General features: G+C 33.3%; 22 protein-coding genes. 9 read left to right on the forward strand and 13 right to left on the reverse strand.

The genetic code is table 11. From position 1 onward, the window contains the following. The first annotated feature begins 223 nt into the window (after window positions 1-223). The 3 genes from SOJ_RS11625 (at window position 224) to SOJ_RS11635 (ending at window position 4,632) form a co-directional block, all read left to right on the forward strand. Window positions 224-1,738, forward strand: a complete 1,515-nt coding sequence (locus SOJ_RS11625; protein WP_002508305.1) for a peptide MFS transporter — start codon at window positions 224-226, stop codon at window positions 1,736-1,738. Between the two features lie 256 nt (window positions 1,739-1,994). Further along, window positions 1,995-3,503, forward strand: a complete 1,509-nt coding sequence (locus tag SOJ_RS11630; protein WP_002508306.1) for a peptide MFS transporter — start codon at window positions 1,995-1,997, stop codon at window positions 3,501-3,503. A 169-nt stretch (window positions 3,504-3,672) separates the two neighbouring features. Further along, window positions 3,673-4,632: a diacylglycerol/lipid kinase family protein gene (locus SOJ_RS11635; protein WP_037539606.1), complete on the forward strand. Its 960-nt coding sequence runs from the start codon at window positions 3,673-3,675 to the stop codon at window positions 4,630-4,632. A 201-nt stretch (window positions 4,633-4,833) separates the two neighbouring features. Here SOJ_RS11635 and SOJ_RS11640 read toward each other — a convergent pair whose 3' ends face one another. From SOJ_RS11640 to SOJ_RS11665, 6 genes are all read right to left on the reverse strand, one after another. Then, a complete protein-coding gene (locus SOJ_RS11640; protein ID WP_002508308.1) occupies window positions 4,834-5,382 on the reverse strand; it encodes a 5' nucleotidase, NT5C type in 549 nt (182 codons plus the stop codon). Window positions 5,383-5,651: 269 nt separating this feature from the next. Continuing rightward, window positions 5,652-6,707 carry a histidinol-phosphate transaminase gene (gene hisC, locus SOJ_RS11645; RefSeq protein ID WP_002508309.1) on the reverse strand — a complete coding sequence of 352 codons (1,056 nt, stop codon included), beginning with the start codon at window positions 6,705-6,707 and terminating at the stop codon, window positions 5,652-5,654. A gap of 191 nt (window positions 6,708-6,898) precedes the next feature. Next, window positions 6,899-8,413: an ABC transporter permease/substrate-binding protein gene (locus tag SOJ_RS11650; RefSeq protein ID WP_002508310.1), complete on the reverse strand. Its 1,515-nt coding sequence runs from the start codon at window positions 8,411-8,413 to the stop codon at window positions 6,899-6,901. Then, window positions 8,410-9,375 (reverse strand): ABC transporter ATP-binding protein, encoded by a 966-nt coding sequence (locus SOJ_RS11655; protein WP_002508311.1) that lies wholly within the window; start codon window positions 9,373-9,375, stop codon window positions 8,410-8,412. The genes SOJ_RS11650 and SOJ_RS11655 overlap by 4 nt, the downstream gene beginning before the upstream one ends. Before the next feature lie 290 nt (window positions 9,376-9,665). Beyond that, on the reverse strand, window positions 9,666-11,444 hold the full coding sequence (gene recQ, locus SOJ_RS11660; RefSeq protein ID WP_002508312.1) for a DNA helicase RecQ: 1,779 nt from the start codon (window positions 11,442-11,444) through the stop codon (window positions 9,666-9,668). A gap of 12 nt (window positions 11,445-11,456) precedes the next feature. Next, window positions 11,457-13,340: an ABC-F family ATP-binding cassette domain-containing protein gene (locus tag SOJ_RS11665; protein WP_002512094.1), complete on the reverse strand. Its 1,884-nt coding sequence runs from the start codon at window positions 13,338-13,340 to the stop codon at window positions 11,457-11,459. Window positions 13,341-13,468: 128 nt separating this feature from the next. Here SOJ_RS11665 and SOJ_RS11670 point away from each other — a divergent pair, with 128 nt between their 5' ends. Continuing rightward, window positions 13,469-14,287, forward strand: a complete 819-nt coding sequence (locus SOJ_RS11670) for a ZIP family metal transporter (RefSeq protein WP_002508314.1) — start codon at window positions 13,469-13,471, stop codon at window positions 14,285-14,287. Window positions 14,288-14,474: 187 nt separating this feature from the next. Here SOJ_RS11670 and ltaS read toward each other — a convergent pair whose 3' ends face one another. The 6 genes from ltaS to SOJ_RS11705 all read right to left on the reverse strand — a co-directional run bounded on the left by ltaS (window position 14,475) and on the right by SOJ_RS11705 (window position 21,690). Next, window positions 14,475-16,415, reverse strand: a complete 1,941-nt coding sequence (gene ltaS, locus SOJ_RS11675; protein ID WP_002508315.1) for a polyglycerol-phosphate lipoteichoic acid synthase LtaS — start codon at window positions 16,413-16,415, stop codon at window positions 14,475-14,477. A 785-nt stretch (window positions 16,416-17,200) separates the two neighbouring features. Next, complete coding sequence (locus tag SOJ_RS11680; RefSeq protein ID WP_002508316.1) at window positions 17,201-18,205, reverse strand: biotin-dependent carboxyltransferase family protein; 1,005 nt, start codon at window positions 18,203-18,205, stop codon at window positions 17,201-17,203. After that, window positions 18,193-18,900 carry a 5-oxoprolinase subunit PxpB gene (pxpB, locus tag SOJ_RS11685; RefSeq protein WP_002508317.1) on the reverse strand — a complete coding sequence of 236 codons (708 nt, stop codon included), beginning with the start codon at window positions 18,898-18,900 and terminating at the stop codon, window positions 18,193-18,195. Before pxpB ends, SOJ_RS11680 begins: the two co-directional genes overlap by 13 nt. 462 nt (window positions 18,901-19,362) lie before the next feature. Next, window positions 19,363-19,971 (reverse strand): aminotransferase class IV, encoded by a 609-nt coding sequence (locus SOJ_RS11695; protein WP_002508318.1) that lies wholly within the window; start codon window positions 19,969-19,971, stop codon window positions 19,363-19,365. Beyond that, complete coding sequence (locus tag SOJ_RS11700) at window positions 19,971-21,113, reverse strand: chorismate-binding protein (RefSeq protein ID WP_002508319.1); 1,143 nt, start codon at window positions 21,111-21,113, stop codon at window positions 19,971-19,973. Before SOJ_RS11700 ends, SOJ_RS11695 begins: the two co-directional genes overlap by 1 nt. Further along, window positions 21,097-21,690: an anthranilate synthase component II gene (locus SOJ_RS11705; protein WP_002508320.1), complete on the reverse strand. Its 594-nt coding sequence runs from the start codon at window positions 21,688-21,690 to the stop codon at window positions 21,097-21,099. Before SOJ_RS11705 ends, SOJ_RS11700 begins: the two co-directional genes overlap by 17 nt. Before the next feature lie 254 nt (window positions 21,691-21,944). Between SOJ_RS11705 and queC the strand changes: the two genes are divergently transcribed. The 5 genes from queC to SOJ_RS11730 all read left to right on the forward strand — a co-directional run bounded on the left by queC (window position 21,945) and on the right by SOJ_RS11730 (window position 24,897). Continuing rightward, window positions 21,945-22,616, forward strand: coding sequence for a 7-cyano-7-deazaguanine synthase QueC (gene queC / locus SOJ_RS11710; RefSeq protein WP_002508321.1), 672 nt, complete (start codon window positions 21,945-21,947; stop codon window positions 22,614-22,616). Between the two features lies 1 nt (window position 22,617). After that, window positions 22,618-23,043 carry a 6-carboxytetrahydropterin synthase QueD gene (queD, locus tag SOJ_RS11715; RefSeq protein ID WP_002508322.1) on the forward strand — a complete coding sequence of 142 codons (426 nt, stop codon included), beginning with the start codon at window positions 22,618-22,620 and terminating at the stop codon, window positions 23,041-23,043. Beyond that, the gene (gene queE, locus SOJ_RS11720; protein ID WP_002508323.1) at window positions 23,036-23,752 is read left to right on the forward strand and encodes a 7-carboxy-7-deazaguanine synthase QueE; all 717 of its coding nucleotides are present in this window, start codon (window positions 23,036-23,038) and stop codon (window positions 23,750-23,752) included. Before queD ends, queE begins: the two co-directional genes overlap by 8 nt. Before the next feature lie 235 nt (window positions 23,753-23,987). After that, window positions 23,988-24,581, forward strand: a complete 594-nt coding sequence (locus SOJ_RS11725) for a hypothetical protein (RefSeq protein ID WP_002508324.1) — start codon at window positions 23,988-23,990, stop codon at window positions 24,579-24,581. A gap of 64 nt (window positions 24,582-24,645) precedes the next feature. After that, window positions 24,646-24,897: a GlsB/YeaQ/YmgE family stress response membrane protein gene (locus tag SOJ_RS11730; RefSeq protein WP_002508325.1), complete on the forward strand. Its 252-nt coding sequence runs from the start codon at window positions 24,646-24,648 to the stop codon at window positions 24,895-24,897. 495 nt (window positions 24,898-25,392) lie between these two features. On the opposite strand, the gene SOJ_RS11735 is transcribed toward SOJ_RS11730, so the two are convergent. Further along, window positions 25,393-26,457 carry a glycosyltransferase family 2 protein gene (locus tag SOJ_RS11735; RefSeq protein ID WP_002508326.1) on the reverse strand — a complete coding sequence of 355 codons (1,065 nt, stop codon included), beginning with the start codon at window positions 26,455-26,457 and terminating at the stop codon, window positions 25,393-25,395. Window positions 26,458-26,794: the final 337 nt, after the last annotated feature.

Consider the following 26,794-nt stretch of genomic DNA (forward strand, 5'->3'; position numbering starts at 1 on the left):
TACCATCATTAAACCATCGACTAAGTCACATGATTTAGCCGATGGTTTTTGTATGCTTTCACGGGGGTAAATTACTAAACTTTAATATGATATTCTCACCCTATTTTCATATTTTCAACTGTATAGTGTAAAATTTAATTATATTTGAATAATTCAGGGACACACTTGTTTTTTTTATGAAAACAGTATAGAATAAATCCAACCATTTAAGGGGAGGGAAATTATGAAAAAAGTTAATCATAGTCACGAAGAAATCATGAAAAGCATTCCAAACAAAGGTTTCTTCGGACATCCAAAAGGACTAAGCACACTATTCTTGACTGAGTTTTGGGAGAGATTCAGTTACTATGGTATGAAAGCCATATTAATTTTCTATCTATATTATAGTGTTGCTGACGGTGGCTTCGGGCTTAGCCAAGCAGTTGCTATGCAAATTGTTGCTATTTACGGAACTTTAATTTATATGTCTGGTCTTATCGGAGGGTGGATTGCAGATCGGATTACTGGAACGCAAGATGCCGTCTTCTATGGTGGGTTCCTCATCATGTTTGGACATATCCTATTATCCATTCCGGGTAATTTAACAGCAGCAATGATAGCTTTACTTCTAATTATCGCAGGTACAGGGTTATTAAAACCAAATATCTCTACTACCGTTGGTGAATTATACGAACGCAATGATCCAAGACGTGATGCAGCATTTACGTTATTTTACATGGGGATTAATTTAGGGGCTTTGCTTTCACCTTTAATTACTGGGCAATTGCAAACTAGAATTGGTTTCCACGCTGGTTTTTTAGCAGCAGCAATTGGAATGTTTTTTGGTCTAATCGTTTTTGCACTCAAACGTAAAAAGAATTTAGGGTTAGCTGGTCGCAATGTGCCAATACCGTTAACAAGACCAGAAATCAAAAAATTCGTACTTATTACTGTTGGCGTTATCGTTTTATTCTTAATATACTTATGGATTCTACATTTAAATAATGCCTTAACATTAGGTAACTTTAGTTTCTTAATTACACTGTTAGGTATTGTATTACCGGTATACATATTCCTTAATATGATATTAAGTAAGAATATAACAAAAGATGAACGTTCACGTGTTTATAGTTACGTACCTTTATATATCACTTCCGTGGCTTTCTGGATGATTCAAGAACAAGGTTCAACGATACTTGCAACATTTGCAGATAAAAAAACACAATTAGAAATGTCAGAATTAACAAATGGTTTAATTGATTTTTCAATACCTGCAGCATGGGCGCAGTCATTAAATCCAATTTTCATTGTGCTCTTGGCGCCAATTTTCGCAACACTTTGGATGAAATTAGGAAAGTACAACCCGCCTACCGTACATAAATTTGCTATCGGCACGATTATCGCGGGCTTCTCCTATTTAATTATGATTATTCCATTAGCTACAGGCAACGCGTTAATCAATCCATTATGGCTTGTACTAAGTTTCTTATTGATTACGATTGGTGAACTTTGTATCTCACCAGTAGGTTTATCTACAACTACTAAATTAGCACCAATAACGTTCACTGCACGTATGATGAGCCTATGGATGCTAAGTAATGCAACTGCACAAGGGCTTAACGCTCAACTTGTTGTTGTCTATACAAAGATGAATCAAAGCGACTACTTTATGTACTCAGGACTTATCGCTGTAATCATTGGTATTCTATTACTTATGATTTCACCAAAAGTAAGACGTGCTATGAAAGGCGTTTACTAAACAATCAAAACTAAATACGATTTAAAAAAGTAGTGTCACTTCATTGTGTCACTACTTTTTTGTGTATATTATCAACAAAGACTAATTTTACTAAATGTTAATGTTTTAAAATTAAAATCAAATAAAATAACTTTAAAATATTAACAGAATTTTCCGAATATTGTTATTGTGAGAATATTATTGAAATTTAGTTTTATTAGGAGTAAAATCTATTTTATACATTTTTTATTGGGAGCAAGAAAGGACGGGAATTTTTATGCAAAATCAGGACAAAACCCAAGACCAAGCCATCCAATCTATTCCACAAAAAGGATTCTTTGGTCATCCTAAAGGTCTAGGGGTTTTATTTTTCGTTGAATTTTGGGAGAGATTTAGTTATTACGGGATGCGCGCGTTACTTATCTTTTATATGTATTTCGCGATCAAAGATGGTGGCCTCGGTATGGACAAGGGTACTGCACAATCAGTCATGGCTGTTTATGGTGCTCTAATCTATATGACTTCAGTACTTGGTGGTTGGATATCTGATAGAATCACTGGTACGCGTTCAGCCACATTTTACGGTGGCGTATTGATCATCATTGGACATATATTTTTAAGTTTACCGTTAGATATCATCGGTTTATTCATCTCCATGTTCTTTATTATCGTGGGTTCAGGATTAATGAAACCAAGTATTTCTAATATTGTAGGTAGACTATATCCTGAGAACGATACACGTATGGATGCAGGATTTGTTATTTTCTATATGTCTGTAAATTTAGGTGGGCTACTTTCACCATTAATATTAGATCAATTCGTTAAATCAGGCGATTTCCATGCTGGATTTTTAATTGCAGCAGTAGGTATGGCACTAGGTTTAGTTTGGTATATGATCTTCAATAAGAAAAACATTGGCGATGTAGGAACGAAGCCTACGAATCCTTTAAATCAAAGTGAGAAAAAGAAATACGGTTTAATATTCGCAGCTTCAGCTATAGTTATTGCAGCGGTGTTAATCATCACTGGATTAACTGGAACACTTTCATTTAACATTGTAAGTACCACTGTATTGATACTTGGGGTCGCGTTACCTATCATTTACTTTACTATTATGATTCGCAGTAAAGAAGTTACATCTGATGAACGTTCACGTGTCATTTCCTTCATTCCCCTATTTATTTTAGGTGTGGTTTTCTGGTCAATTCAAGAACAAGGTGCAAATGTGCTTAACATTTTCGCGCTTGAAAGTAGTGATATGTCCTTAAATATATTTGGATGGACAACAGATTTTGGACCAACCTGGTTCCAATCTATTAATCCTCTATTCATCGTATTACTTGCGCCAGTACTTTCAATTATCTGGGCTAAAATGGCAAGACGTCAGCCAAGTTTAGCTACGAAATTTGTCTTAGGTGCATTTTTAGCTGGGGCTTCTTACATAATGATTGGCTTAATTGGCATTTCATCCGGTGGTGCAATGATAAGTGTAAACTGGATTATCTTGTCATATGTTATTTGCGTTATTGGTGAATTATGTTTATCACCTACTGGTAATAGTGCAGCAGTAAAACTTGCACCTAAAGCCTTTAACACACAAATGATGAGCTTATGGTTACTAACAAACGCCTGTGCTCAAGCCATTAACGGTACTTTAGTAAAACTTATCGAACCACTTGGCTATAAAAATTATTTCCTATTCCTAGGAGTAATTGCGATTGTAGTCAGCCTAATCATCCTTGCCTTTGTACCAAAAATCGTCAAAGGTATGCGCGGGGTTAAATAATAATTTAATGATTTAAGTTTGCACAGTAGCTGCCTGATATTTAGTCAGCCCTATGAGAGCGGGAATACGAAATCAAATTTCAAGTTTTGATTTCGTATTCTCCGCTCTTTTTATTTATTTTTATTGAAAATCGGGTAAACTTAATAGGTAAATCAAAATTCTAAGAAATATGGTGAATAAATTGACACAATCAAAATTTAAACACGGCGTATTATTTTACCATGAACACTCAGGTATAAAAGATATATATAACGGGCTCGGAGATGTAGCATCCTCATTGACAACATTTTGTAAACATCTCTCTATCCAATTAAGTGAAAATGAAGGAGACATAATTAGTTATTGTAAAAAAATAAAAGAACAAAGTTATAGTGATGATGTAGATATTATCTTTATTTTAGGTGGAGACGGCACGGTAAATGAACTCGTTAATGGCATGATGCAAAGTCAGCTTGATATCCCAATCGGTATTATACCTGGCGGGACATTTAATGATTTTGTAAAAACATTAAATTTACACCCACGTCATAAAGTAGCAAGTGAACAACTTAAAGAAGCAGAACTAAGATCTTATGATATTATGAAAGTAAATGATGAATATGCTTTAAACTTTGTAGGCATGGGGCTGATTGTACAAAACGCAGAGAATGTACAAAACGGTAACAAAGATGTCTTTGGTAAACTAAGTTACGTTGGTTCTACAGTGAAAACATTACTTAATCCAGAACACTTTGACTATAAAATAACTGTCGATGAAAATGAAATTGAAGGTAATACCACAATGCTTGTAGTAGCGAATGGCCCGTTCATAGGTGGCAGTCGTATACCTTTAACCGATTTATCTCCCAATGATGGTTATTTAAATACATTTATCTTCACAGAAGAAAGAACAAGTGTCTTAAACGATATATTTAAGCAACGTGACAGTATGAATTGGAATAATATGACGGATGGTATTAAACATGTATTAGCGAAGAAAATCACCATCGCTACTGACCCACAGATGAAAGTTGACATTAATGGTGAAGTTGACTTAAAAACACCGCTTCAAATCGAAGTTGTGCCTGATGCTATTCAAATACTAACACTTCCAGAACATAAACAAGTGACCGATACTGAATCAGAATAATTAAGCTTTAACGCGATGTTTTAAATTACAAACAACCACTTAGTTTCAAAAGTCGTTATATTTTAACTAGCAAAGAGGCTGAGATATAGGCTTCTCAATTAACTAAAAAATGGTGTTTTCTACGTGAAATAAAGTAGAAAACACCATTTTTATGTTGTTATATATTTGTATCCAAAACGCATATCTCAGACACTTAAATGGTTAAATGTTGTACTCACTATCTCCTAGGAAATAATTCTCAACATCTTTCCAATTATTCACACGATCAAATCTGTCATCATTGATATTGTGCGTTGCAGTATACATAATCGGTGTACCAGTAAAGATGCTCAACTGTCTAGGGTTATCATCGATTAAATAATCCGCTTTAACAATATCTTTTCGACCACAAAATACAAAATGCTGAGGGTCTAAAAATGGGAAGAAGTGTCTTAACCAATCATATTTATCATGAAATGAAGTCGGTACATCCATTGCTGCAGTTGCGATATATACATCATAATGCTCAGTTAGTTTTTTAACGACATCTTGTGCATCATCCATAACTTGTAATCTCCTGAAAAAGCCAGGTTCCCTTAAAATTTCTGTTAGTAAGCCATCATGCTCAGGCATTGCATGTCTCAATTTTATTCCGTCTAACATCTCATATGTAATTCCTAAATCCGTGCGTTTATTCACGTCATCAAGTAATGCACCTACTGTATCAGCAAGTACCTCATCCATATCAATAGCAATCGATTTTCTCGTCATTTACTACTCTACTCCCTTTTCAATAGCTTCAATCTTTATTATATATAGCCTAAACACTATGTAAAAAGCGACTACATATAACTCCTTTTTCACTTCTAAGTATAGCAAATAACGTTCAACTAAACCAAAATTGTACTTATAAATATAATTTAAACCATGTTAAATGCTATTCACATAACACTTCTCATCATCTTAAATGAATTGGTTTATTATATTTATCTTTACATACACATTTTAGTCTCGTTGAACGTCATCATCATTGATTATAATTAAAATTCAAAGCTTTTAAGTACTTCGATCATTTTATCATTTTGTTCTGGAAAACCGATTGTCACTCGAACCCCTTTAGGAAATTCTCTTGTAATGCAACCAACATTTAAAAACGCTTCATATAAATCATGCGGTTTGTCTGTATTGATATAGACAAAGTTTGTTTGGCTTGGATAAAATCTATCACTTACAGCTAATTCAAAGAATTTTGCTCTCTCTTGTGCGTTATGTTCGCGAATAGATGCTAAGTATTTTTGATCTTCTAATGCTGCCAACGCTGCATACTCAGATAAGCGTCCTACATTAAATGGTGGACGTATAATATTCCATTTTTCGATTGCTTCTTTAGCTGCAACGACATAACCAATACGCATGCCTGCTAAGCCATATGCTTTAGAGAATGTGCGTAATAAAAATGCATTTGTAAATTGCTCTTGTAAGGCTAATGTATCAGGGAAATCCTCCGCAGTTACAAATTCTACATAGGCTTCATCTATAATTACTGGAACATGACTTGGTACACGTGTTAAGAAATGTTGTAACTCTTCATGCGTAAAATAAGTGCCTGTTGGATTATTTGGATTACATAACCATACGAGTTTCGTATCATCGTCAATCTCTGCTAATATACCTTCTAAATCAAAACATCCATTTTGCATAGGCACTTGTGCTACATTTGCAGCTTCTACGGTTGCATTATGATAATACTGTCCAAACGTCATTTCACTTGTTACTATTTTATCTCCAGGAGTGAGTACCGCACGTGAAATCATTAAAATGACTTCGTCTAGGCCTGCCCCGAATAATATGCGTGATGCATCAACATTTAAGTGCTTACTGATTGCTTCTTTGATTAATGGAGAACCGGTCTCAGGATAAAATTGCAATTCATCTAAATGTGCTTGAATCGCCTCGTTAACTTTTGGTGACGGACCATATAAATTTTCATTTGAAGCTAATTTATATAATTCACCTTCAATCCCGTAACTTTCTTTCAATGCTCTAGGCGATAAACCTGGTTCATATGCTGATAATTGTTCAATTTGCTTTTTCATTGTTGCTTCGGGCCTCCTTAAATTTACAGAAATTTCAAAACTTAATAACTATTATAAACCCAATAATAGTTTAAAATCAATGTGTCCTCCTCAAACAGTTTGATTTGTAATCAGTAAAAAACGAGTTCAGATAAATTAAGCATGTTATTCCTATCGCTCATCATCCGAACCCGTAATAAAAGAGTTAATGTTTAATCTATTAAATTATGCTTTTCTAGATATGCTTTTGCAACTTCATATGGGTCTTCTTTTTTCACAGTCACATCGTAGTTCATTTGTTGCATTTCTTCATCTGAAATTTTACCTGCTAATTTATTTAGCGGTGCTTTAATTTCAGGATGTTCTTCTAAATAGGATTCTTTAAACATAGGCGCACCTTGATATGGTGGAAAGACATCTTTATCATCCTCTAGAACGACCATATCATATTGTTTTAATTCAGCATCTGTTGAATATGCATCTATTAAATTGATATCGCCACTTTCAATTGCTTGATAACGTAATTTAGGTTCCATCGTTTTGACGTCTCCTAAATCAAGGTCATATGCTTTTTTCACAGCTGGATAGCCATCTTCACGATCATTAAATTCTAATGTAAAGCCAGGCTTGATTTTGCTACTGACTTTATTTAAATCACCAATTGTTTTAATATCATGCTCTTCTGCAAAGTCTTTTTTCACTGCTAAGGCATACGTATTATTGTATTCCATTGGTTTTAACATCGTCATATCATATTTACTTTCTAAACTCGATTTAGCTTGTTCGTATACTTCGTCTTCTTTCTTAGACTGTAGATCTTCTTTCGTTAATTCACCGAGCACTGTCCCTGTAAACTCAAGATAACCATCTATATCATCTGATTTTAAGGCGTTAAATAAGAAAGCTGTTTTACCCAATCCGTCTTCAACTTCAACAGTATGATCTGTTTCTTCTTCAATTAAAATTTTATACATATTGGTAATCACTGAAGGCTCTGAACCAAGCTTACCTGCTAAAGTCACTTTATCTCCTTTTTGCGCTAACAACGGACCAACTATAAACAATAATAAGATTAATACGATAGCACCTAATGCAATCAGTAATTTTTTGTATGACATTTTTTGCATAAAGCGTAAGGCTAAATCAAATAAGATTGCGAGCAAGGCCGCTGGAATGGCACCGATAAGTATTAATGACGTATCATTTCTATCGATACCTAATAATATAAGGTCACCTAAACCACCTGCACCAATTAAAGCTGCTAATGTTGCCGTACCAATGATTAATACCATAGCTGTGCGAATACCCGCCATAATTACCGGCATCGCAATTGGCAATTCTACTTTACTCAAACGGCGTCCTGGTTTCATACCTATACCTTTTGCTGCTTCTATTAACGAAGCATCAACTTCGTTAATACCCGTGTATGTATTTCTCAAAATAGGTAGTAGAGCATAAACGACTAAAGCAATCACGGCTGGCACTTTACCTATACCAAATAGCGGTATCATCAAACCGAGTAAAGCAAGTGATGGTATCGTTTGTAGTATAGCTGCAATATTCATCACGACTTCAGAAAGTTTACGCGTTTTTGTAAGCAGAATGCCTAAGGGAACACCAATCAGAGTCGCTATTAATAAAGCAATAAATGATATTTGCATATGTTCAAAAATAGTTGTTAATAATTGACCTTTGCGCTCTACAAGAGTGTTAATGAATTCATTCATCCATTATGACCTCCTTTGCCTTCTGACAAAACTTTAAATATATCTTCTCGTTTTAGCACATGTTGTGTAGAAGCTGCTTCGTCATCGACAATAATTGCTTCATGGTCAATTAAATGCTCATAAATATCGCGTACAAAATAATTACTTTGTACAACAGGATAACTTTCATGAGCCATTTCTGATTTATTGTTTGGTAAATTGCTAACCAGTTCAGATAATTTCATATCATTAACCGTACGTTTTACTTTATCTCCCATAAACTGCTTCACAAAGTCATTTTTAGGATTTTTAATAAACCCTTCTGGTGTATCAATTTGTTCAACTCGACCCTCATTTAATAAACATATACGGTCGCCCAGTTTCATTGCTTCTTGAATATCATGTGTTACGAAAATAATCGTTTTTTTAATTTTTTGTTGTAATTCAATTAAATCATCTTGTAACTTTTCACGGCTAATCGGGTCTAGCGCACTGTATGGCTCATCCATTAATATCACTGGCGGATCGGCGGCCAATGCACGAACCACGCCTACACGTTGCTGCTGACCTCCTGACAACTCATCTGGTTTACGATTTTTATATAATTCAGGTTCTAAACCCACCATATTCAATAATTCATCCACGCGTTGATTAATATCTTTTTCTTTCCACTTTTTCATTTGTGGCACTTGAGCGATATTCTCTTTGATTGTCATGTGGGGGAAAAGTGCGATTTGTTGCAGTACATAGCCTATATCCCAACGCATTTCATAAATAGAATAATCACTAATTGGTTTATCATTAAAATAAATATATCCTTCAGATAACGAAATTAAGCGATTGACCATTTTTAAGGTCGTTGTTTTTCCACAACCTGAAGGACCAATTAACACAAAAAATTCGCCTTTTTTTATATTAAAACTGATGTCATCGACTGCAGTTTTATCTCCATATTTTTTCACTACATTTTTAAATTCTATCACTTTGTCACCTTCACTTTACTGTCCTCTATTTTAAAAAATTAGATTAAATTCACATTTACTACGACTATTCCCTATTTTCATATAATTCATGTATTTATCAAGCAATTATCAAAGTTTTTGTTTTACTTCATTAATAACTTGTTTTTACAAAAAAGCGAAGTTAACTCAAATCAAAAATATACCTATGATTTTTTGTTACATAGTATATTATAATTTGAAATTTAACTTCGCGGTTATGGTTATATTTATTAAAAGCAGAAAACTATGTGGCACTACAACAACTAACTTGATTATATTTTTGCTTTATATGATTGAATGGTTTCTAAGAACATTGGACAGTAATGTTTTAATTTGTAACTACCTACGCCATCAATTAAAATCATATCTTGTTTTGATTCTGGCTTTCTTTTAGCAAATTCTTCTAGTGTAAAATCAGAGAAGATACTTACTGGCGGAATACTCAAGTCCTCACTTAGCTGTTTACGTACAGCTATAAGTTCATCAAATAGTGCACGATCCACACCTTCAACGGTATTGATATTAACTTTTTCTGTAGTTTTACGTTTAAATGGCGTCGTAAATATAGTGACTTGATCACTCAATAAACTTTTCACAGAGTTATCACAAGTTAATATTTCATCATACTCATTTAAAAAGCCTTTAAATCTCAATTCATCAATAAGATGACTTAAATCTGATGTAGTGTAGTTTTTCATAATACCATGTGTCGACAATTCATTATAATCACAGTAGCGAATATAATCAGATTCTTCGCCTCTTAATACTTGTATAATGACGCTATAGCTTTCTTTCTGTTTCATACGTGCAATACAACTCACAATCATTTTTGCTTCATTTGTCATATCGTACGTTTTATTTTCTCTTACACAATTACTACACTGTTCACATTCTTCAAGCTTTTCATTCGGCTCAAAATAATGTACAAGTGTTGCTTCTAAACACTTTTTAGTTTTTGTATAAAGTATCATTTTATTTAATTTTTCGCCCATCTTATCTTTATAATCATCATCTGCTTTCGATGAAGATATAAAATACTGATGTAAGCCGATGTCACGTTCACTAAATAATAAAATACAATCACTATTTAAGCCATCACGACCTGCACGACCTGCTTCTTGATAGTATGATTCTAAATCGCCAGGCATATTATAATGAATAACAAATCTTACATTGGATTTGTCGATACCCATACCAAAAGCATTCGTAGCTACAACTACGCGTACACGATCATAAACAAAATCATTTTGGGCAGCTTCACGCTCTTTGTTCGATAGTCCACCATGATAGGTTGTACTCTTAATATCATTAATCGCTAACGCTTCTTGTAATTCTTCAACTTGTTTTCGTGTTGAACAATAAATAATGCCGGATTCTTTTTGATATTTTTTAACATATTCCAACACAAATTTTTGTCGTTGATATGTAGGATTGACTTGAAAGACTAGATTTCGACGTTTTGTACTTGTTTTAATCTCGTCATTTTTATTAATATTCAAGCGATCCATAATGTCTTTTTGAACTTCAATTGTCGCAGTTGCAGTAAGTGCTACAATTGTAAAATCTTGTGGTAATGCAAATACCTTATGAATCACATCTCGATAACTCGGTCTAAAATCGTGACCCCATTTAGAAATACAGTGTGCTTCATCAAAAGCAACTAACGGTATATTTAATTGTTGCACCATTTGAACAAAATAAGCATTATCGAAACGTTCAGGCGCCACATATAGAAATTGGATTTCACCTTTTCTAAGTTGTGCCTCTATTTCTTTTTGTTGTTTCTGAGTTAAACTACTGTTTAAGTACGCCGCGCGTATACCCATGGCCTTTAATTGATCAACTTGATCTTTCATTAGCGAAATTAATGGACTGATAACGATTGTCGTACCGCCCAACATTAATCCCGGAACTTGATAACAAATTGATTTTCCCCCGCCAGTAGGTAATACACCTAGCGCATTTTGATGATTCATTACTTTTGTTATAATTTCTTTTTGACCCGGACGAAATGTATCGTAGCCAAAATAATGCGATAAAGTTGATTCCATGTTAACAATCCCTCATTGTTCTTTTAGTTCTTCTAGTTCACTCCATCTTGCCATATCATCTTCGTACGTCTGGTTAAGACGACGTTGTTCTTCAGTTAATTCTTTGATTTTAGCATAATCTGAACTTGCTGCAATCATTTCTTCATCGATGCTTTCTAATCTTTGCTCAGTAGTTTCAATACGTTCAATAATTGTTTCATATTCTTGCTTTTCTTTAAAAGATAGCCCTTTTTTCTTATTCGTATTTTGTTTTACATGTGTTTGTTGTTTCTGTTGCTTTTGCTGTGCTTGGGCTTTATCTTGTTCTTTTTTATATGCTTCATAATCTTCAAATGTCCCTATAATACGTTCCATTATACCATCGTGAATATACCAATATTCTTGGGCTACTTTATTCAAGAAATATCTATCATGACTTACTGTGATTACAGCGCCGCCAAATGTTTCAATATAATCTTCTAATATTGTGAGCGTTTCAGTATCTAAGTCGTTTGTTGGCTCATCTAATAGCAAGACATTCGGCTGATGGACTAATAATCTCAACAGATATAGTCTTTTTTGTTCGCCACCTGATAATTTATATATTTTTTTACCATGTGTGGAACTTGGGAATAAGAAGCGTTCGAGTAGTTGTGTAATTGAAACTGAAGTACCATCTTTTTCTTTAGCTACTTCACTTTCTTCTCTTAAATAATCAATCATTCTTACATCACGATCTAATCGCTCTTCACTTTGTTTAAAGTAAGCAACTTTTACGGTCTGCCCAATTTTCAGATTACCTTCGAAGGCTTGATCTTCGCCACTCAATATATTTAACAATGTTGTTTTACCAGCACCATTAGGCCCAACAATACCAATTTGCTGACCACTTTGAATTATTTGAGTGATGTCTTCGAACAATGTCTTATCATTTATGCGCTTAGTCAGAGCATCGAATTCAAAGACTTGTTTCCCCAATCTTGAATAAGCAAGATTTAAAGATGCTTTATCTTGTTGATGCTGATTTTTGACCTCTTGTTCTAAATCGTTAAATCTATTTTTACGTGCTTGTTGTTTTGTAGTTCGTGCTTTTACACCCGCACGCATCCAAGCAAGTTCTTTTTTATATAAAGATTGTTGTTTCGATTGTTGTTTTTGTTCGATAATTTCATTTTCTGCACGTTGTGCTATATAAGCTTCATAATTACCAGCATAAGTGCGTAATTTCCCACGGTCTAATTCGATGATTCGTGAGGATACTTCGTTTAAGAAATAACGATCATGTGTGACAAATAACACCGTGTGTGGATATTGTTTCACATAATTGATTAACCAATTGATAGATTCAAAATCTAAGTGGTTAGTAGGCTCATCTAGAAGTAATAAATCAGGTTGTTCAATAAGTGTCTTCGCAAGACCCACTCTTTTTTGTTGACCACCTGAAAGTTCACTTACTTCTTTTGTCGTATCATGAATACCTAATTTAGAAAGTATCGTCTTGATTTCTGCACTGTAATCCCATGCTTGATTCGCATCCATTGCATCTTGTGCTTGCATCATTTTTTGTAAATCTGACTCACTCTGGGTCGTACTATATTGATTCAGTGCAGACTCATATGCACGTATAACTTGAAGTGTTTTAGTTTCTGAGGTTAGTACTGCTTCAAAAACAGACATATTTCGATCAAAATCTTGTTTTTGAGAAGAATAACGGACGCGATACGAATTGGGATGTGATATTTCCGCATCGTAATCTTCGTCTAGTCCTGCTATTACTTTTAACAAAGTACTCTTGCCAGTCCCATTTATACCAACGAGTCCTATTTTTTCTCCTTCAGAAATAGAGAGATGTAAATCATCGAAAATAGTCTTATCGGCATATGACTTATTTAAATGTTCAATTTTGTATGCTTCCATCATTCTACATCCTTTTTAATATCGAAATTTTTAAATATCGAAAATAGTAATTATATCTGTTAAACTTAATTTCAGTTCTATATATTATACACCTTTTTGAACTCAAATGATACAAAGGAGAGAAGCTTATGCCGGAATTTTTCCAAAACTTACCTCCTTACATCCAAGCATTAATAGCTGGTCTTATCACATGGCTACTTACTGCATTAGGAGCAGCATCGGTATTTATTTTCAAAAGAGTTAACGATAAGTTATTGAACTCAATGCAAGGTTTTGCTGCAGGCATTATGATTGCTGCAAGCTTTTGGTCATTATTACAGCCAGCCATTGCTTATGGTGAAGGCACAGCTTTCCCATGGTTACCTGCTGCTATTGGTTTTTTATTGGGTGGATTATTTATTCGTGGATTAGATTTAGTTATTCCTCATATACATCCAAACACCAAAGACACTAATCAATTTCATGAAGGTGTAGGTACTAAAAAACTCAACAAAAACACATTACTTGTATTGGCAATTACGTTACACAATATTCCAGAAGGTCTTTCTATAGGTGTAGCCTTTGGTGGTATTGTTTCTGGTAATGGCCAAGCAACATTTTTAGGCGCTGTTGGATTAGCCATCGGTATCGGGATACAGAATATTCCAGAAGGTGCAGCATTGTCAATGCCAATACGCGCTGCAGGTGCATCAAGATGGAAAGCTTTTAATTATGGACAAGCATCAGCCATCGTCGAACCTATATTTGCTGTAGTCGGTGCTGCTGCGGTGATAATGATCACCCCTATGTTGCCATATGCTTTAGCATTTGCTGCAGGTGCAATGATATTCGTTGTGGTTGAAGAACTTATACCAGATTCTCAAGCAAGTAATAATACAGACCTTGCAACGTTAAGTCTAATGTTAGGATTCACAATCATGATGATACTTGATGTCGCACTTGGATAAGGACGTAAATTTTGTATTAAAAATGGTTTAGACATAAACCTAATTAGAAAAATAGCTATGGGCACTTGAAAAAGTACCATAGCTATTTTTGTGTCATTTTTTAAATATGTAGTCGAATGAATCTAAAGTAAAATTTAAAAAGAGCCAATATACCTAAATTAGGTATATTAGCTCTATAAATTAACTATTATTTTTTCTCTTTTCCTTTTGGACCTGGCTTATATTCGTACTCAGAAGGTTTCACTTTTTCGAAATCTGGATTGTCATAGAATCTCAATAAGTCACCATTAATCAAATCGTCACTCATTTGTAGATCTTTTTCAGCTTGTTGTTTACGTTTTTCAAAATCTTTAGGTTTTTCTGTTACTGGTTCATTCGTTTTATTATCATAAATTCTACCATTAACATATTTATAATCTTTCGTTATAAAGTCACCGTTTCTGAATGGCACTGTGTTGTTATGTTCTTTCGATAACATGTCTGTACCCATCATTAGGTAATTCTTAGTATCAATACCCATTAAATGAAGCAGTGTAGGCATAACGTCTGCTTGACCAGCATACGTTTCATCTACTGCGCCTTCCTTACCTGGTATTTTCAGCCAGAAGCCTGTACGGTTTAAGTCAGTAAATTTAGCAGGTGTAATTTCTTCACCTAATAATTTTTCCATAGCTTTATTATGGTTTTCAGAAATACCATAGTGGTCACCGTAAATCATTATAACGGAATCTTCATAAAGACCTTTTTCTTTCAATTCATTAACAAATTCTTCTAACGATTCATCTAGATATCTAGCTGTTTGAACATAGCCATCTACCGTTGAATCTCCAGTATTTGGTGATTCTATTGTTGCATCCTCTGGTGATACAGTAAATGGATAATGGTTTGTTAATGTAATTAAATGACTGTAAAATGGTTCTTTTTCTTTAGCTAAGTAATCTGCTGATTTATCAAAGAACTCTTTATCTTTAAGACCTAGATTCTCAAGATTTTCTTCAGACATATCATAATAGGTCGCATCATAGAATTTATCTATACCAAAGTGTCTATACACTTGATCACGGTTCCAGAATGTTTTGTAATCACCATGCATTACACTAGATGTATAACCTTGTTTTTGATCAAGAATTGCTGGTAATGCTTGGTAAGTGTTATCACCTTTCAATGAAAAGGCTGAACCTTGAGGTAAACCATACAAACTATTATCCATTGTAAACTCTGAGTCTGATGTTTTACCTTGACCCGTTTGATGGAAGAAGTTTGGATAATATCTATAACCTGCATTCCCTGATGATAATTTATTTAAGAATGGTGTTACTTCTTCTCCGTTGACTTTTTTATCAATTAAGAAAGTTTGGAAACTTTCTAAGTGTATTTTTATAACATTTTTCTTTTTACCTGCACCAAAATACTCTTGGTTCGGTTCAACTCGTTTTTGTTTCGAATAATTTAACACTTTAGTTAAGTCATCTTCATTAGCTAAAGCTTTTTGTTGGTTATTTTGAATTGTTTTCACACCATCATAGACAGTGAAATTATACGGTCCTAAATATTTCACTAAATATTTGTGATCGAAAGTACGTGTTAATAATTCAGGACGATCTGATTCAGCAAAAGCTAAATTCAGGAAGAATAAGGCAATTGCAGCTGCCATAACTACTGGCACAAACTTTTTACTGAATACACGTTTACCTAACCATTTTTGTTTAAATATCAAGATAAAAAGGTAAATGATTGTATCAATAAAGTATACAAAGTCATACCATTTAAATGAAGCTGTCACTGCGCCGCCCATTGAATCAACATTTCCAACTTGGTTCAATGTACTAAACGTTATAAAATCAGAGAAGAATCTGAAGTAAACAACGTTCGCGTATAGTAGGAAAGTTAAAACAAAGCCACCAATAAAGATGAACCAGAATGCTTTCTTCCCTTTAAAGAATAAGAAAATACTTAATACTAAAGCGATTAAACTGTATGGATTCATTAATAGGATTAGGTTTTGTACTAACCCTTTAACACCTAAAGAAAAATCAACATAATATGAAAAATACGTTTTAAATGCGACAGTAAGCACGGTCAGAATAAAAAACGCAAAAAGAGTTAATTTCTTTTTGTGTAGACTCATGTTTGTTTCCCCCGATATAGATTAATATAGGTTGGAAAATAATCCATACCTAGTAAAAAATTGGCAAAGTTACTGTGTTCAATATGTTATTAGCGATGTTAGTATCCCTAACTAAACAAAGGTCGTTATTGGCAAAAGTTATCTTCTTTAGGTTAAGTTTTTTAAAATCCTGATCAGCTGTGTATGTAATTTAAATTTCTATACACTAGAATTTTATTAGCTTGTTCAATTGTGAACTAAAGTTATAGTTTTTGAAATTTTAAGTTTTATATATTCTAATTTAGAAACTTTTCATTTGTCTATATAGTGTAAATTGTGTTGACGCTTTCGATTATTGCTTAACGTCATCTTCACAGTTTTTATCATTTTGTAATGTTTCCGTAACAAAACGCATATAGTTCAATGTATAAATATAAAGCAATTCCGGTCAAATTTCAAGTAAAAACACACTTTCAAGCATAATTTAACGTTTTGCCACCGTTTTGTTAAAGGCTTGTTAATTGGCTGTGAATATATCATTAAGAAATAATATGCTTTTTAATTATACTCTGCTTGGTTTTTATATTAATCGGACTAGAGTCGTATATGAAATGAATTTTTATTTTAATATTTCACGAAATAATAATGCCCTTCTAGAAAGCTTTCTACAAAAACTCAAAAGTTATATATCTAAATATGCGCAATATAAAAAGCTGTAACCCTCGAAAAATTAACTTGAGGCGTTACAGCTGATCAGCAAGTCTATATATTATCTTTTATTCAGTAATATATAGACTTGCTATTTTTTATTTCAACATCTCTAACTGCATTCTATATTCAATACCATGAAACAATTGGTTTAACCAATTCGTATATTTAATTAAATTCTTTTCTACAGTTTCAATATCTATAAATTGGAACTTTAATTTTGTACCTTGATGCTTTTGACCCAACTTAGTTAAATGATAACTCGCTATTGTCCCAATTTGTGGGTAACTGCCTATTGTATAATGGTCATTGAGTAAAATAATCGGTGTACCATCTCTTTTAACTTGTATCGTGCCTATTTGAACAGACTGATGTGCCGGCATATCTTCATAAAAAGCCTTCACGGGCTGTCCTTCTACATACATCCCGACTCTATTTGCTTTACTCGTGACTTTATATTCTCCAAGCGTAAAGTGACTTAACGCTTCTTGTTCGAAGTCTTCTGTCCCTTTATTTTTAATGACATGAAAAACATCGGACATATAGTTAAAGGAAAGTGCATAACCATCAATACCCCAGTCTGTTTGATGTTTTTCTTCTAGATTTTCAAACAATTTAAGGTGACGTTCAGTATAGTCGCGTTTCATATTAATTTCGTCGCCTTTTTGCAATTTACGTCCATGAAAACCGCCAATTTTGACTTTGAAGTCGGTGGAGGTTGAGCCTAACCATTCATCTAATTCGAAACCACCACCGATTGCTAAATATACTCTAGAAGTGCGATTTGTCTCTGTAAATACAAGTACGTCACCTTTTTCCATTAAGTATAATTTATTTGGTAATACTTTCATATGCTCTGTTTTAGCTTTAAAACTACCACCGCTTAACGCAATCAATGTCGATTCAGTAAAGCGAATGCTCGCCATTCTATTTGTCATCTCTAACGTAGCTTCACGCTTATCATTTGCAACGAGTCTGTTCGCTATTTCATGAGATAATGGATCTAGTGCGCCACCAGGAATAACACCGTTGTGCTCGTAGCCTTTACGACCAAAATCTTGGAAACTTGAGAATAATCCTTCACCTTCTATTATGATTGACATGGTTCGAAGCCTCCTAGATCCAGCGTTTCTTCTGTTATTGCTTTAAATTTAACATTATCGCCTAATTTTAGCTTAGTAAAATCTGCTAGTTCTGGGTCAAACAAACGAATAGGTGTATAGCCAATGACTAACCAATCGCCATAAGTATCTATTGTAGTAATACCTGTCTTTTTCCCTTCTATTATGACAGAACCTGCTGGAATAAATGTTTTTTTGCCACCTGTGTGATTAACAAATAAACGCTTATCCATTCCGGTAAGATAAGGAAATCCAGGTGTAAAACCCATCATTGAGACAAAATACGTATGTTTCGTATGTAGCTTCACAAATTTATCAAAATCTAATTTGTAATGCGTTAATAAAGCCGCTAAATCAGGCCCAAATTCTCCACCATAAACAACTGGAATTTCCATCGGTTCAATCGTTTGCTCTTCGTGTTTAATCTCTAATTGTACGGTTTGCATTAATGCGTTCATATATAAAAATGGTGATTTAATATTGTAGTGTTTGATCATGTCTCGCGCATCATAACAAATCATCATATCTGATTCAGTAGGTACAATTTCGGTTATAAAAGGATAATCTTTTTCTAATAAATACGTTTTTAATGCTAATAAATCTTCTGTTAAATCCTTAGAGACTTCTTTTTCAATAGAAACTACAATTGCTTGGTCTCCCTGGCTATATATTTTCATAGGCTCACCTCTTATATTCTTACTAATGATAAAACACATTTAACCCTTGTACCAAATAACCCACAAGTGCTTTCACTAGAAAATAGACTATTACAAATTGAACCATGCAAGAGATGGTAATTACGAATCTTGCAATATAAATCTGTTGTTTCTTCAGCAAACGATTTACATACCATTTTGAAAGCAAGGTTATTAAAATCATTGTCAGTATCCAAACTAATATCATCGTTATGCCCCACTCGCTGTTTATAATTTATTACGTAATTATTTAAGTGTACCCTTGTATATAGTCTATTGGGAATGCTTGTGTATCACTAAATTTAATACTATGATACGCCTTATTTTACCTATGTAAATCAAAGGCTAATTTGTCACAACTCTCATATTTTCACGTTAACGGTTTTCTATAATAGGTCCCATCTCTGAATTCATGGTAAACCCAATGTTTATACTTTCTATATTCTATAGATAAATTTCAACCTCGGCAACCTCTCGCAAACTATTTATAAGAAAAACCTGTATCTGGTTTTTCAATATTTTATCTTTAAAATCATTTATATCGTAATTTTTTTGCGATAATTTCCCATCATCTATAAGTGATTGCCTCATACAACCACGCAAGAAATCTTCATTATATAGAGGTGTATAATAGCATTCATCTTCTTTTATCATGATATTTCCAATATCAAATTCTAATATTTTTCCATTTGAATCATACAACAACACAAGATCAGTCTGATGATTATGTGATAAATGTTTTCTAATAGTTGTCTTATTTATTAATTCGGGTTTATTTACATTATCTGTTAAAGGTAGTAATTTTGCTGTAAATTTATTTTTATCAGATAAGGTTGCAACAACATAATCTAGTGACCCATCTTGGTCTAATAATATTTTTATGCGATACGGACCTGTTGGATAATCATTCATTAACATTTCGATTAACTGATTCCATTTCGCTTCATCCAAGTTAAATTTAAGTTGCTCAGCAGACTGTTTTATTCTTTTTTTATGATAAGGCAGGCGCGGAAACTTTCCTTCTTCCAAACGCATCGTTTCAAATAACTGCATTATAACCTCTCCAATATCTTTGTTTTATCCTTAAATTCTTGCACTTCATCGTCAGGCTTAGAGTCTATAGTAATACCTGCACCCACGCCGTATATGGCTTGGTTATCCATGTATTGAATCGTTCGAATAGGCACGTTGAAAATGGACTTCCCTTCAGGCAACAACAAGGCAACTGTACCACAATAACCATTTCTCGGGGTTTGCTCTAACTTTTTAATATACTTCATAGTATTGATTTTTGGTGCTCCTGTAATAGAACCGCACGGAAATAATGCTTTTAAGATATGCATGAGTTTAGTCTCTTGATGTAACGTCCCTGTGACCATCGACGTCATTTGAAATACAGTGCTGTAGCGTTCTATATGAAATGGTTTATAGACTTTTACAGTTCCTGTCTCTGTAATACGGCTAATATCATTTCGTAACAAATCCACAATCATGACATTTTCCGCTTTATCTTTAACTGAATTCATTAACGTATGTAAATTTTGCTGATCTTGCGCTTCTGAATGTCCTCTAGCTATAGTACCTTTCATGGGCTTACTTAATAATACATCTTTCCGATTTTCAAACGGACCACGTTGGAAAAATAATTCTGGCGAAAGAGAAGCTAACTGTACTTCATCTGTATCGATTAAAGCAGAATAAAAACCATGATTTTGCTGCTGTAACACTTCATATAATGTAGCAATCGGATAATGAATGTCATCAGTCAAACGTGTCGTATAATTCACTTGATATGTATTACCTTCAATAATTGCGGATTGAACTGCTTTAATATGAGTAATTAATTGAGATTTATTTAATTGAAATTTAAAATCACATTTTGGTATGTATTGCTCTTTTTTGTCAGTTAATGTTATATCTTCCTTTTTGTCAAAAACATAAGCAGCTGCAAAAACATATTCACCCTGTATTTGTATTGTAGCCATCTGTTCATTAAAAAAAGGTGCCGCTTCATACGGTAAATACAAAGCTACATAGCTACCTTGGTGTTGATGCATTTCTGCAAATTGTATAACGCTGCCTACTTCGTCTAAATGATATGCGATTAATTTATCTTTACACTGCGTAAATTGGTATTGATGGGATTCATATTCTGATTCGTCTAATAAATAGCGATAATTAAATTGTATCTGCATGAGAACCCTCCACGATTTCTATAAATAATTTTATTTGTTCAATACCATATTCACTCAGGATAGATTCAGGATGATACTGTACACCAAAAACAGGTAACGTTTTGTGTGCACACGCCATAATGATACCTTCTTGATTTGTTGCTGTAACTTTTAATATTTTTGGAAATGTCTTAGTATCAGCAATTAAAGAATGATATCGCATAACATAAAATGTATCGGCTAAACCTTTAAAAATACCACTGTTATCATGTTGAATTTGAGTTGTGTGACCATGAATCGGTTTATCACCTTTTATAATATCTCCGCCAAAATAAGTCGTTATTTGTTGAAATCCTAAACATACACCTAGAATTGGAACTTGTTCTGAAAAAACTTTTATAACTTCATCTAATATAGGATAATCATCAGGTGATCCTGGTCCTGGAGAAATAACTATAGCATCTGGAGACATTTGCGTAATCTTCTCAGTAGTAATCTCTTCAACATCTACTACATTAACTGCCCCACTATAACTTTGCTTAATATAGTCTACAATATTGTATGTAAATGAATCTTTATTATCAATGATTAGTATCATTTCTTCACCTCGTTATGTATCTTTCACTACCTATTATACTCATTATCCCAAATCTCAACTTGATTTTACAGTTTAAATGTATTATTCTTATCACCGTATAAATGAATATAAAGAGGTTCCTAGCTGACACCCTCTATAAAAAACTAGACACGTAAACAACGTCTATCTTTTTTATAAGGATAGGCGTTTTTTTATGGTGTCATAGCGAAAATGAGTCAAAGCTAGTATGACATTATTAAGGAGTGCAAGATATTATGACGCAACAATCTTTAAACAGTAATAAAGCCATCGTGGTTTTCAGTGGTGGACAAGATAGCACGACTTGCCTATTTTGGGCTAAACAACATTACAATGATGTAGAATTAGTGACATTTGAATATGGACAAAGGCACGATACAGAAATTAAAGTAGCAAAGCAAATTGCTGAAACACAAAATGTAAAACATCACATATTAGATATGTCCTTACTTTCTCAACTTACACCAAACGCATTAACGCAGCATGATATGGATATTGAAGTTGGCGAAGACGGCGTGCCAAATACATTTGTACCGGCCAGAAATCTTTTATTCTTATCATTTGCAGGTGCGCTTGCATATCAAACAAACGCGAAACATATTATTACTGGCGTTTGTGAAACTGATTTTTCTGGATACCCTGACTGTAGAGATAGTTTTATAAAATCAATGAATGTTACTTTATCTCTATCTATGGATAAAGATTTCGTTATACAGACACCATTAATGTGGTTAGATAAAAAAGAAACTTGGGCACTAAGCGATGAACTTGGTGTACTAGACTATATTAGATACAATACGCTCACTTGCTACAATGGCGTTATCGGTGAAGGTTGTGGAGAATGCCCTGCTTGTGAATTAAGAGCACGAGGTTTAGACGCTTATCTAAAAGAAAAAGGAGCTGAATAACGTGTTCCAACAAAATTATCCTAACGTTCAACATCCTTATAGCTTTGAGCTTAATAAAGACTTCAACTTTTCTGCAGCCCACTACATTCCTAGTGAAGATGCTGGAAAATGTATGCGTACACATGGTCATACCTACTTCGTAAATTTAACAATTGGTGGCGACACATTAGATCATAATGGGTTTTTAGTGAATTTTAGCAACTTAAAAAAATTAGTTCATGACCAATTCGACCACCATTTACTCAATGATTTACCTCAATTCAAAGGCAAGAGTCCATCAACAGAAATCGTTGCACAGACTATTTATGAAATGGTACAAACTTCATTAAACGAACGAGACAACCAGCCTAAATGTCTACAAGTTTATGTTAGAGAAACACCAACAAGTTATGTGGTCTATAGACCAAAGGAGTCCAAATATGAGTAAAATTCCTGTTTTAGAAATTTTCGGTCCAACAATTCAAGGTGAAGGCCGAGTGATTGGACGAAAAACGATGTTTGTTCGCACAGCTGGTTGCGATTATCGTTGTAGTTGGTGTGATTCAAGCTTCACTTGGGATGGTAGTGCTAAAGAAGATATACGCATGATGACCGCTGAGGAAATATACGACTCACTTTATGAAATTGCTGGTGACTCATTTAATCACGTAACAATTTCTGGAGGTAATCCTGCTCTTATAAAAGGCATTCAGGATTTAGTCGATCTTTTTGAAACTAAAAACATTTATAGCGCATTAGAAACTCAAGGGAGTAAATTCCAACCTTGGATGACACAGATTGATGACTTAACTATTAGTCCGAAACCCCCAAGTTCAAAAATGAAACCTAATCTACCAATATTAGATGAAGTTATTGAAAATTGTATACCTGCTTCTTTAAATTTAAAAGTAGTAATTTTTGATGACCAGGATTACGATTTTGCTAAAATGATACACCACAGATACCCTACGATTCCTTTTTATTTACAAGTAGGTAATCCTTATCTAGATGGCGATTACGTTGAATCACATACTGAAAAGTTATTATCATTATATGAAACACTCGTCGATCGTGTAATGGCAAGCAGTGATATGAATAATGTTTACGTCTTACCACAGTTACACACATTGTTATGGAGTAATAAAAAAGGTGTTTAAATTGAGTATTTCGTACGATACGTTGTATAATGCTTCTTATCCACATAACGGTGTCACTCATTTTAGTGACTTTAAATCGTTAGGATAACTATCACTGCTAATATATAAGAAAAAATATTTATTTCTATTTGACCTAATATTTTATGTAAATTTAAATAATTAATTGTTATTAAATGATTAACGTAATATTAATTGGTATAATGTTGCAGTGAAGTATCTAGGTTAGGAGAGCAACATGCTAATAAATATAATTATAAATATAGCTGCGGTATTAATTATTCTTGGAATTGATTTATATCGTCAGAATTTCAAACAACTTAAGTTTAGCTCTATACTCATTGCTTTATCTGTAAATGGTCTCATCAATTTATTTCTCGTCGGTGAATATGACTACATCGCATTTTATACAAGTGCGCAACTCATCATTTGGACCATATTACAATTGTATATAAATAGAAAAGTAACTGTATACGTTATAACAGATCAAAAATTTATTGCGATTGTTCTTACTATTATAATGAGTACATCCTTAATACTTACTTATAGTACAAGTCATGATTCATTTTATATGTCTATTCCTTATTTAGCCCCAGCCATTTTTATCATAGGCGCTATCATGCTTTTTTATAGCACATTTCAACCAAAGGAAAAAGAACAACTTAAATTTATGAATCGTATTCGACGCCCTATTTTTGTGGGCCAAATATTAATTATTGCATCATCATCAGTAATGACACTATTAACGCCTTATTGGTATGCTTTTTTAATTATTCATTTATTATTTATATCATTCTTATTATGGCAGAATATATTTTCTTCACATAAATGATTAACCTTTTATATTTCGTGGTATAGATTAGAAGTCGAACGAATAATAAAGGAGGCAAAACAATATGGGCTTTATACTTATGTTAATAGTCGGTGGTTTAATCGGTTGGATAGCTGGTGGCATCGTAGGTAAAGATATTCCAGGTGGTATTTTAGGTAATATAATTGCTGGTATTGTAGGTTCCGCACTAGGCTCTTGGATACTTGGTGATTGGGGTTGGCATTTAGGTGGCATCGCGATATTCCCAGCGCTGATTGGAACAATCATACTAGTTGCACTTGTATCATTCATACTCGGTAAATTACGTAAAAAATAAAATTACTAATCTAAAACATTAATAATTTAAATCAAGGTGATAAACCAAATGCTGCAAAGGCACTTGGTTTATTTTTTATAGCTATTAATTCTCTTGAGTCAATCTGTGTTTATTAATTCCATTATTTAATGCCAATTGAAAAGGCTATTGATGATGACTGACTCCTAACTACTAGTTAATAAAGCACTAGACAGATACTAAATGCTGATACTGCGCCTACAGAAAGTGTACAAAAAAAAGTGAAGTTGAGACATGTATTTTGTCTCAACCTCACTTTTTAATTTGGCAGTGGCTGACTGAATTGAAAATGCACTCATATCAATATTTTAAATAACCACTACTTCATCTATAAAGTTAAGTTGTTATTATGCGAGCACATCAGCTCTTGTATTCCATTTTCTAGTCATCTTTGCCGAGCTTGGCTCATACAACGAAATCTTATTTAAAAATAAATTTTTGTCCTACTCGCACTTTAAAACATCTAATTTTTAATTATTATCTATTTTTAACAAGTTTTTTCTCTTCTTCACTTTCATTTATCTTACTTTCATAATTTTGATGATCTTGTTTAAAACGCTCATTCATAGTTTCTTCAAAGCTACGTTCCACTCGTTGACTTGAACAATTTAAGTTCGATGCCTGTACAATATATTTCGGTCGTTGTTTGACCTCATAATAAATGCGTCCAATATATTCACCAACGATTCCAATTGAAATCATTTGTATACCACCTAATAGTAATATTGCAGCAATAGTTGAGAAATAACCTGGTGTTTCAATACCATTAAACACAATTCCTGCAAAACTATAACCGATATACAACAGACTGATAAAGAACACAATAAAACCAAGATAAATCATTGCACGTAAGGGTTTGTTATTAAAAGATATCAAGCCATCAATACCATAATTTAACAATTTAGCAAATGACCATTTAGATTCTCCGTCTTCTCTTTCTACGTTTTCATAAGTAAACACTTTGGTGTTATACCCAATCCATTCATATAGCCCTTTTGAAAAACGGTTGTATTCATCTAAATCAGTCAATGAATGCACTGCACGTTGACTCAGCAATCTGAAATCACCGACACCATCTTCCAATTTAATATCTTCTACAAAACGATTAATCATTTTGTAATACAATCTTGTCATGAATCTTCTAGTTGGTTTTTCATTCTTTCTGTCACGCTTCGCAACAACTTGATCATAACCGTCCATATAGCCAGCAATCATTTGGGGTATTAATTCAGGCGGGTGTTGCAGATCAGCATCTATCATAATTGCTGCGTCACAATCTTTACTATTTTGGAAACCTGCAATCATCGCAGACTCTTTTCCAAAATTACGACTAAACGAAATAAATTTCACATGATTATCCTTAGTCGCTACATCTTGAATAAATTTTATTGTTTGATCTTTACTACCATCATCTACAAATAGTAAATCATAGTCATATTGATGATGTTGACTATCTTTTGATAATATCTCAGTCAAACGTTGATAAGTCTTTAATACTACTTCACCTTCATTATAACAGGGCACTATAACTCTTATTTGCATATTAAACACCTTCATTTCAATTACTTCAATTTCACTTTATCAATTTTTATCACTATAATGCTATACTAACCAATTAGATTTACACAATCTTTATATAGCCTTAATATTCATTGCCCGAACTTAACTTAAGCAACTTATTTTTTAAAAATATATAATCATTTAAATTAGATAGATCTTAAAAAACAGAGCAAAATGATTTAAGCGTTACAAAATAAGATAATACATTGAAATTTAAATATGGTTACTAATGTTGTTCAGTATTAAAATCATTAAAAGTTATAATTTGTAACTTTAGTCTATCAACTATTTGATGAATTTGGAAACAAAACCCTTTATT

This window comes from Staphylococcus sp. OJ82, assembly GCF_000294465.1.
In the GTDB taxonomy this organism is placed as follows: domain Bacteria; phylum Bacillota; class Bacilli; order Staphylococcales; family Staphylococcaceae; genus Staphylococcus; species Staphylococcus equorum.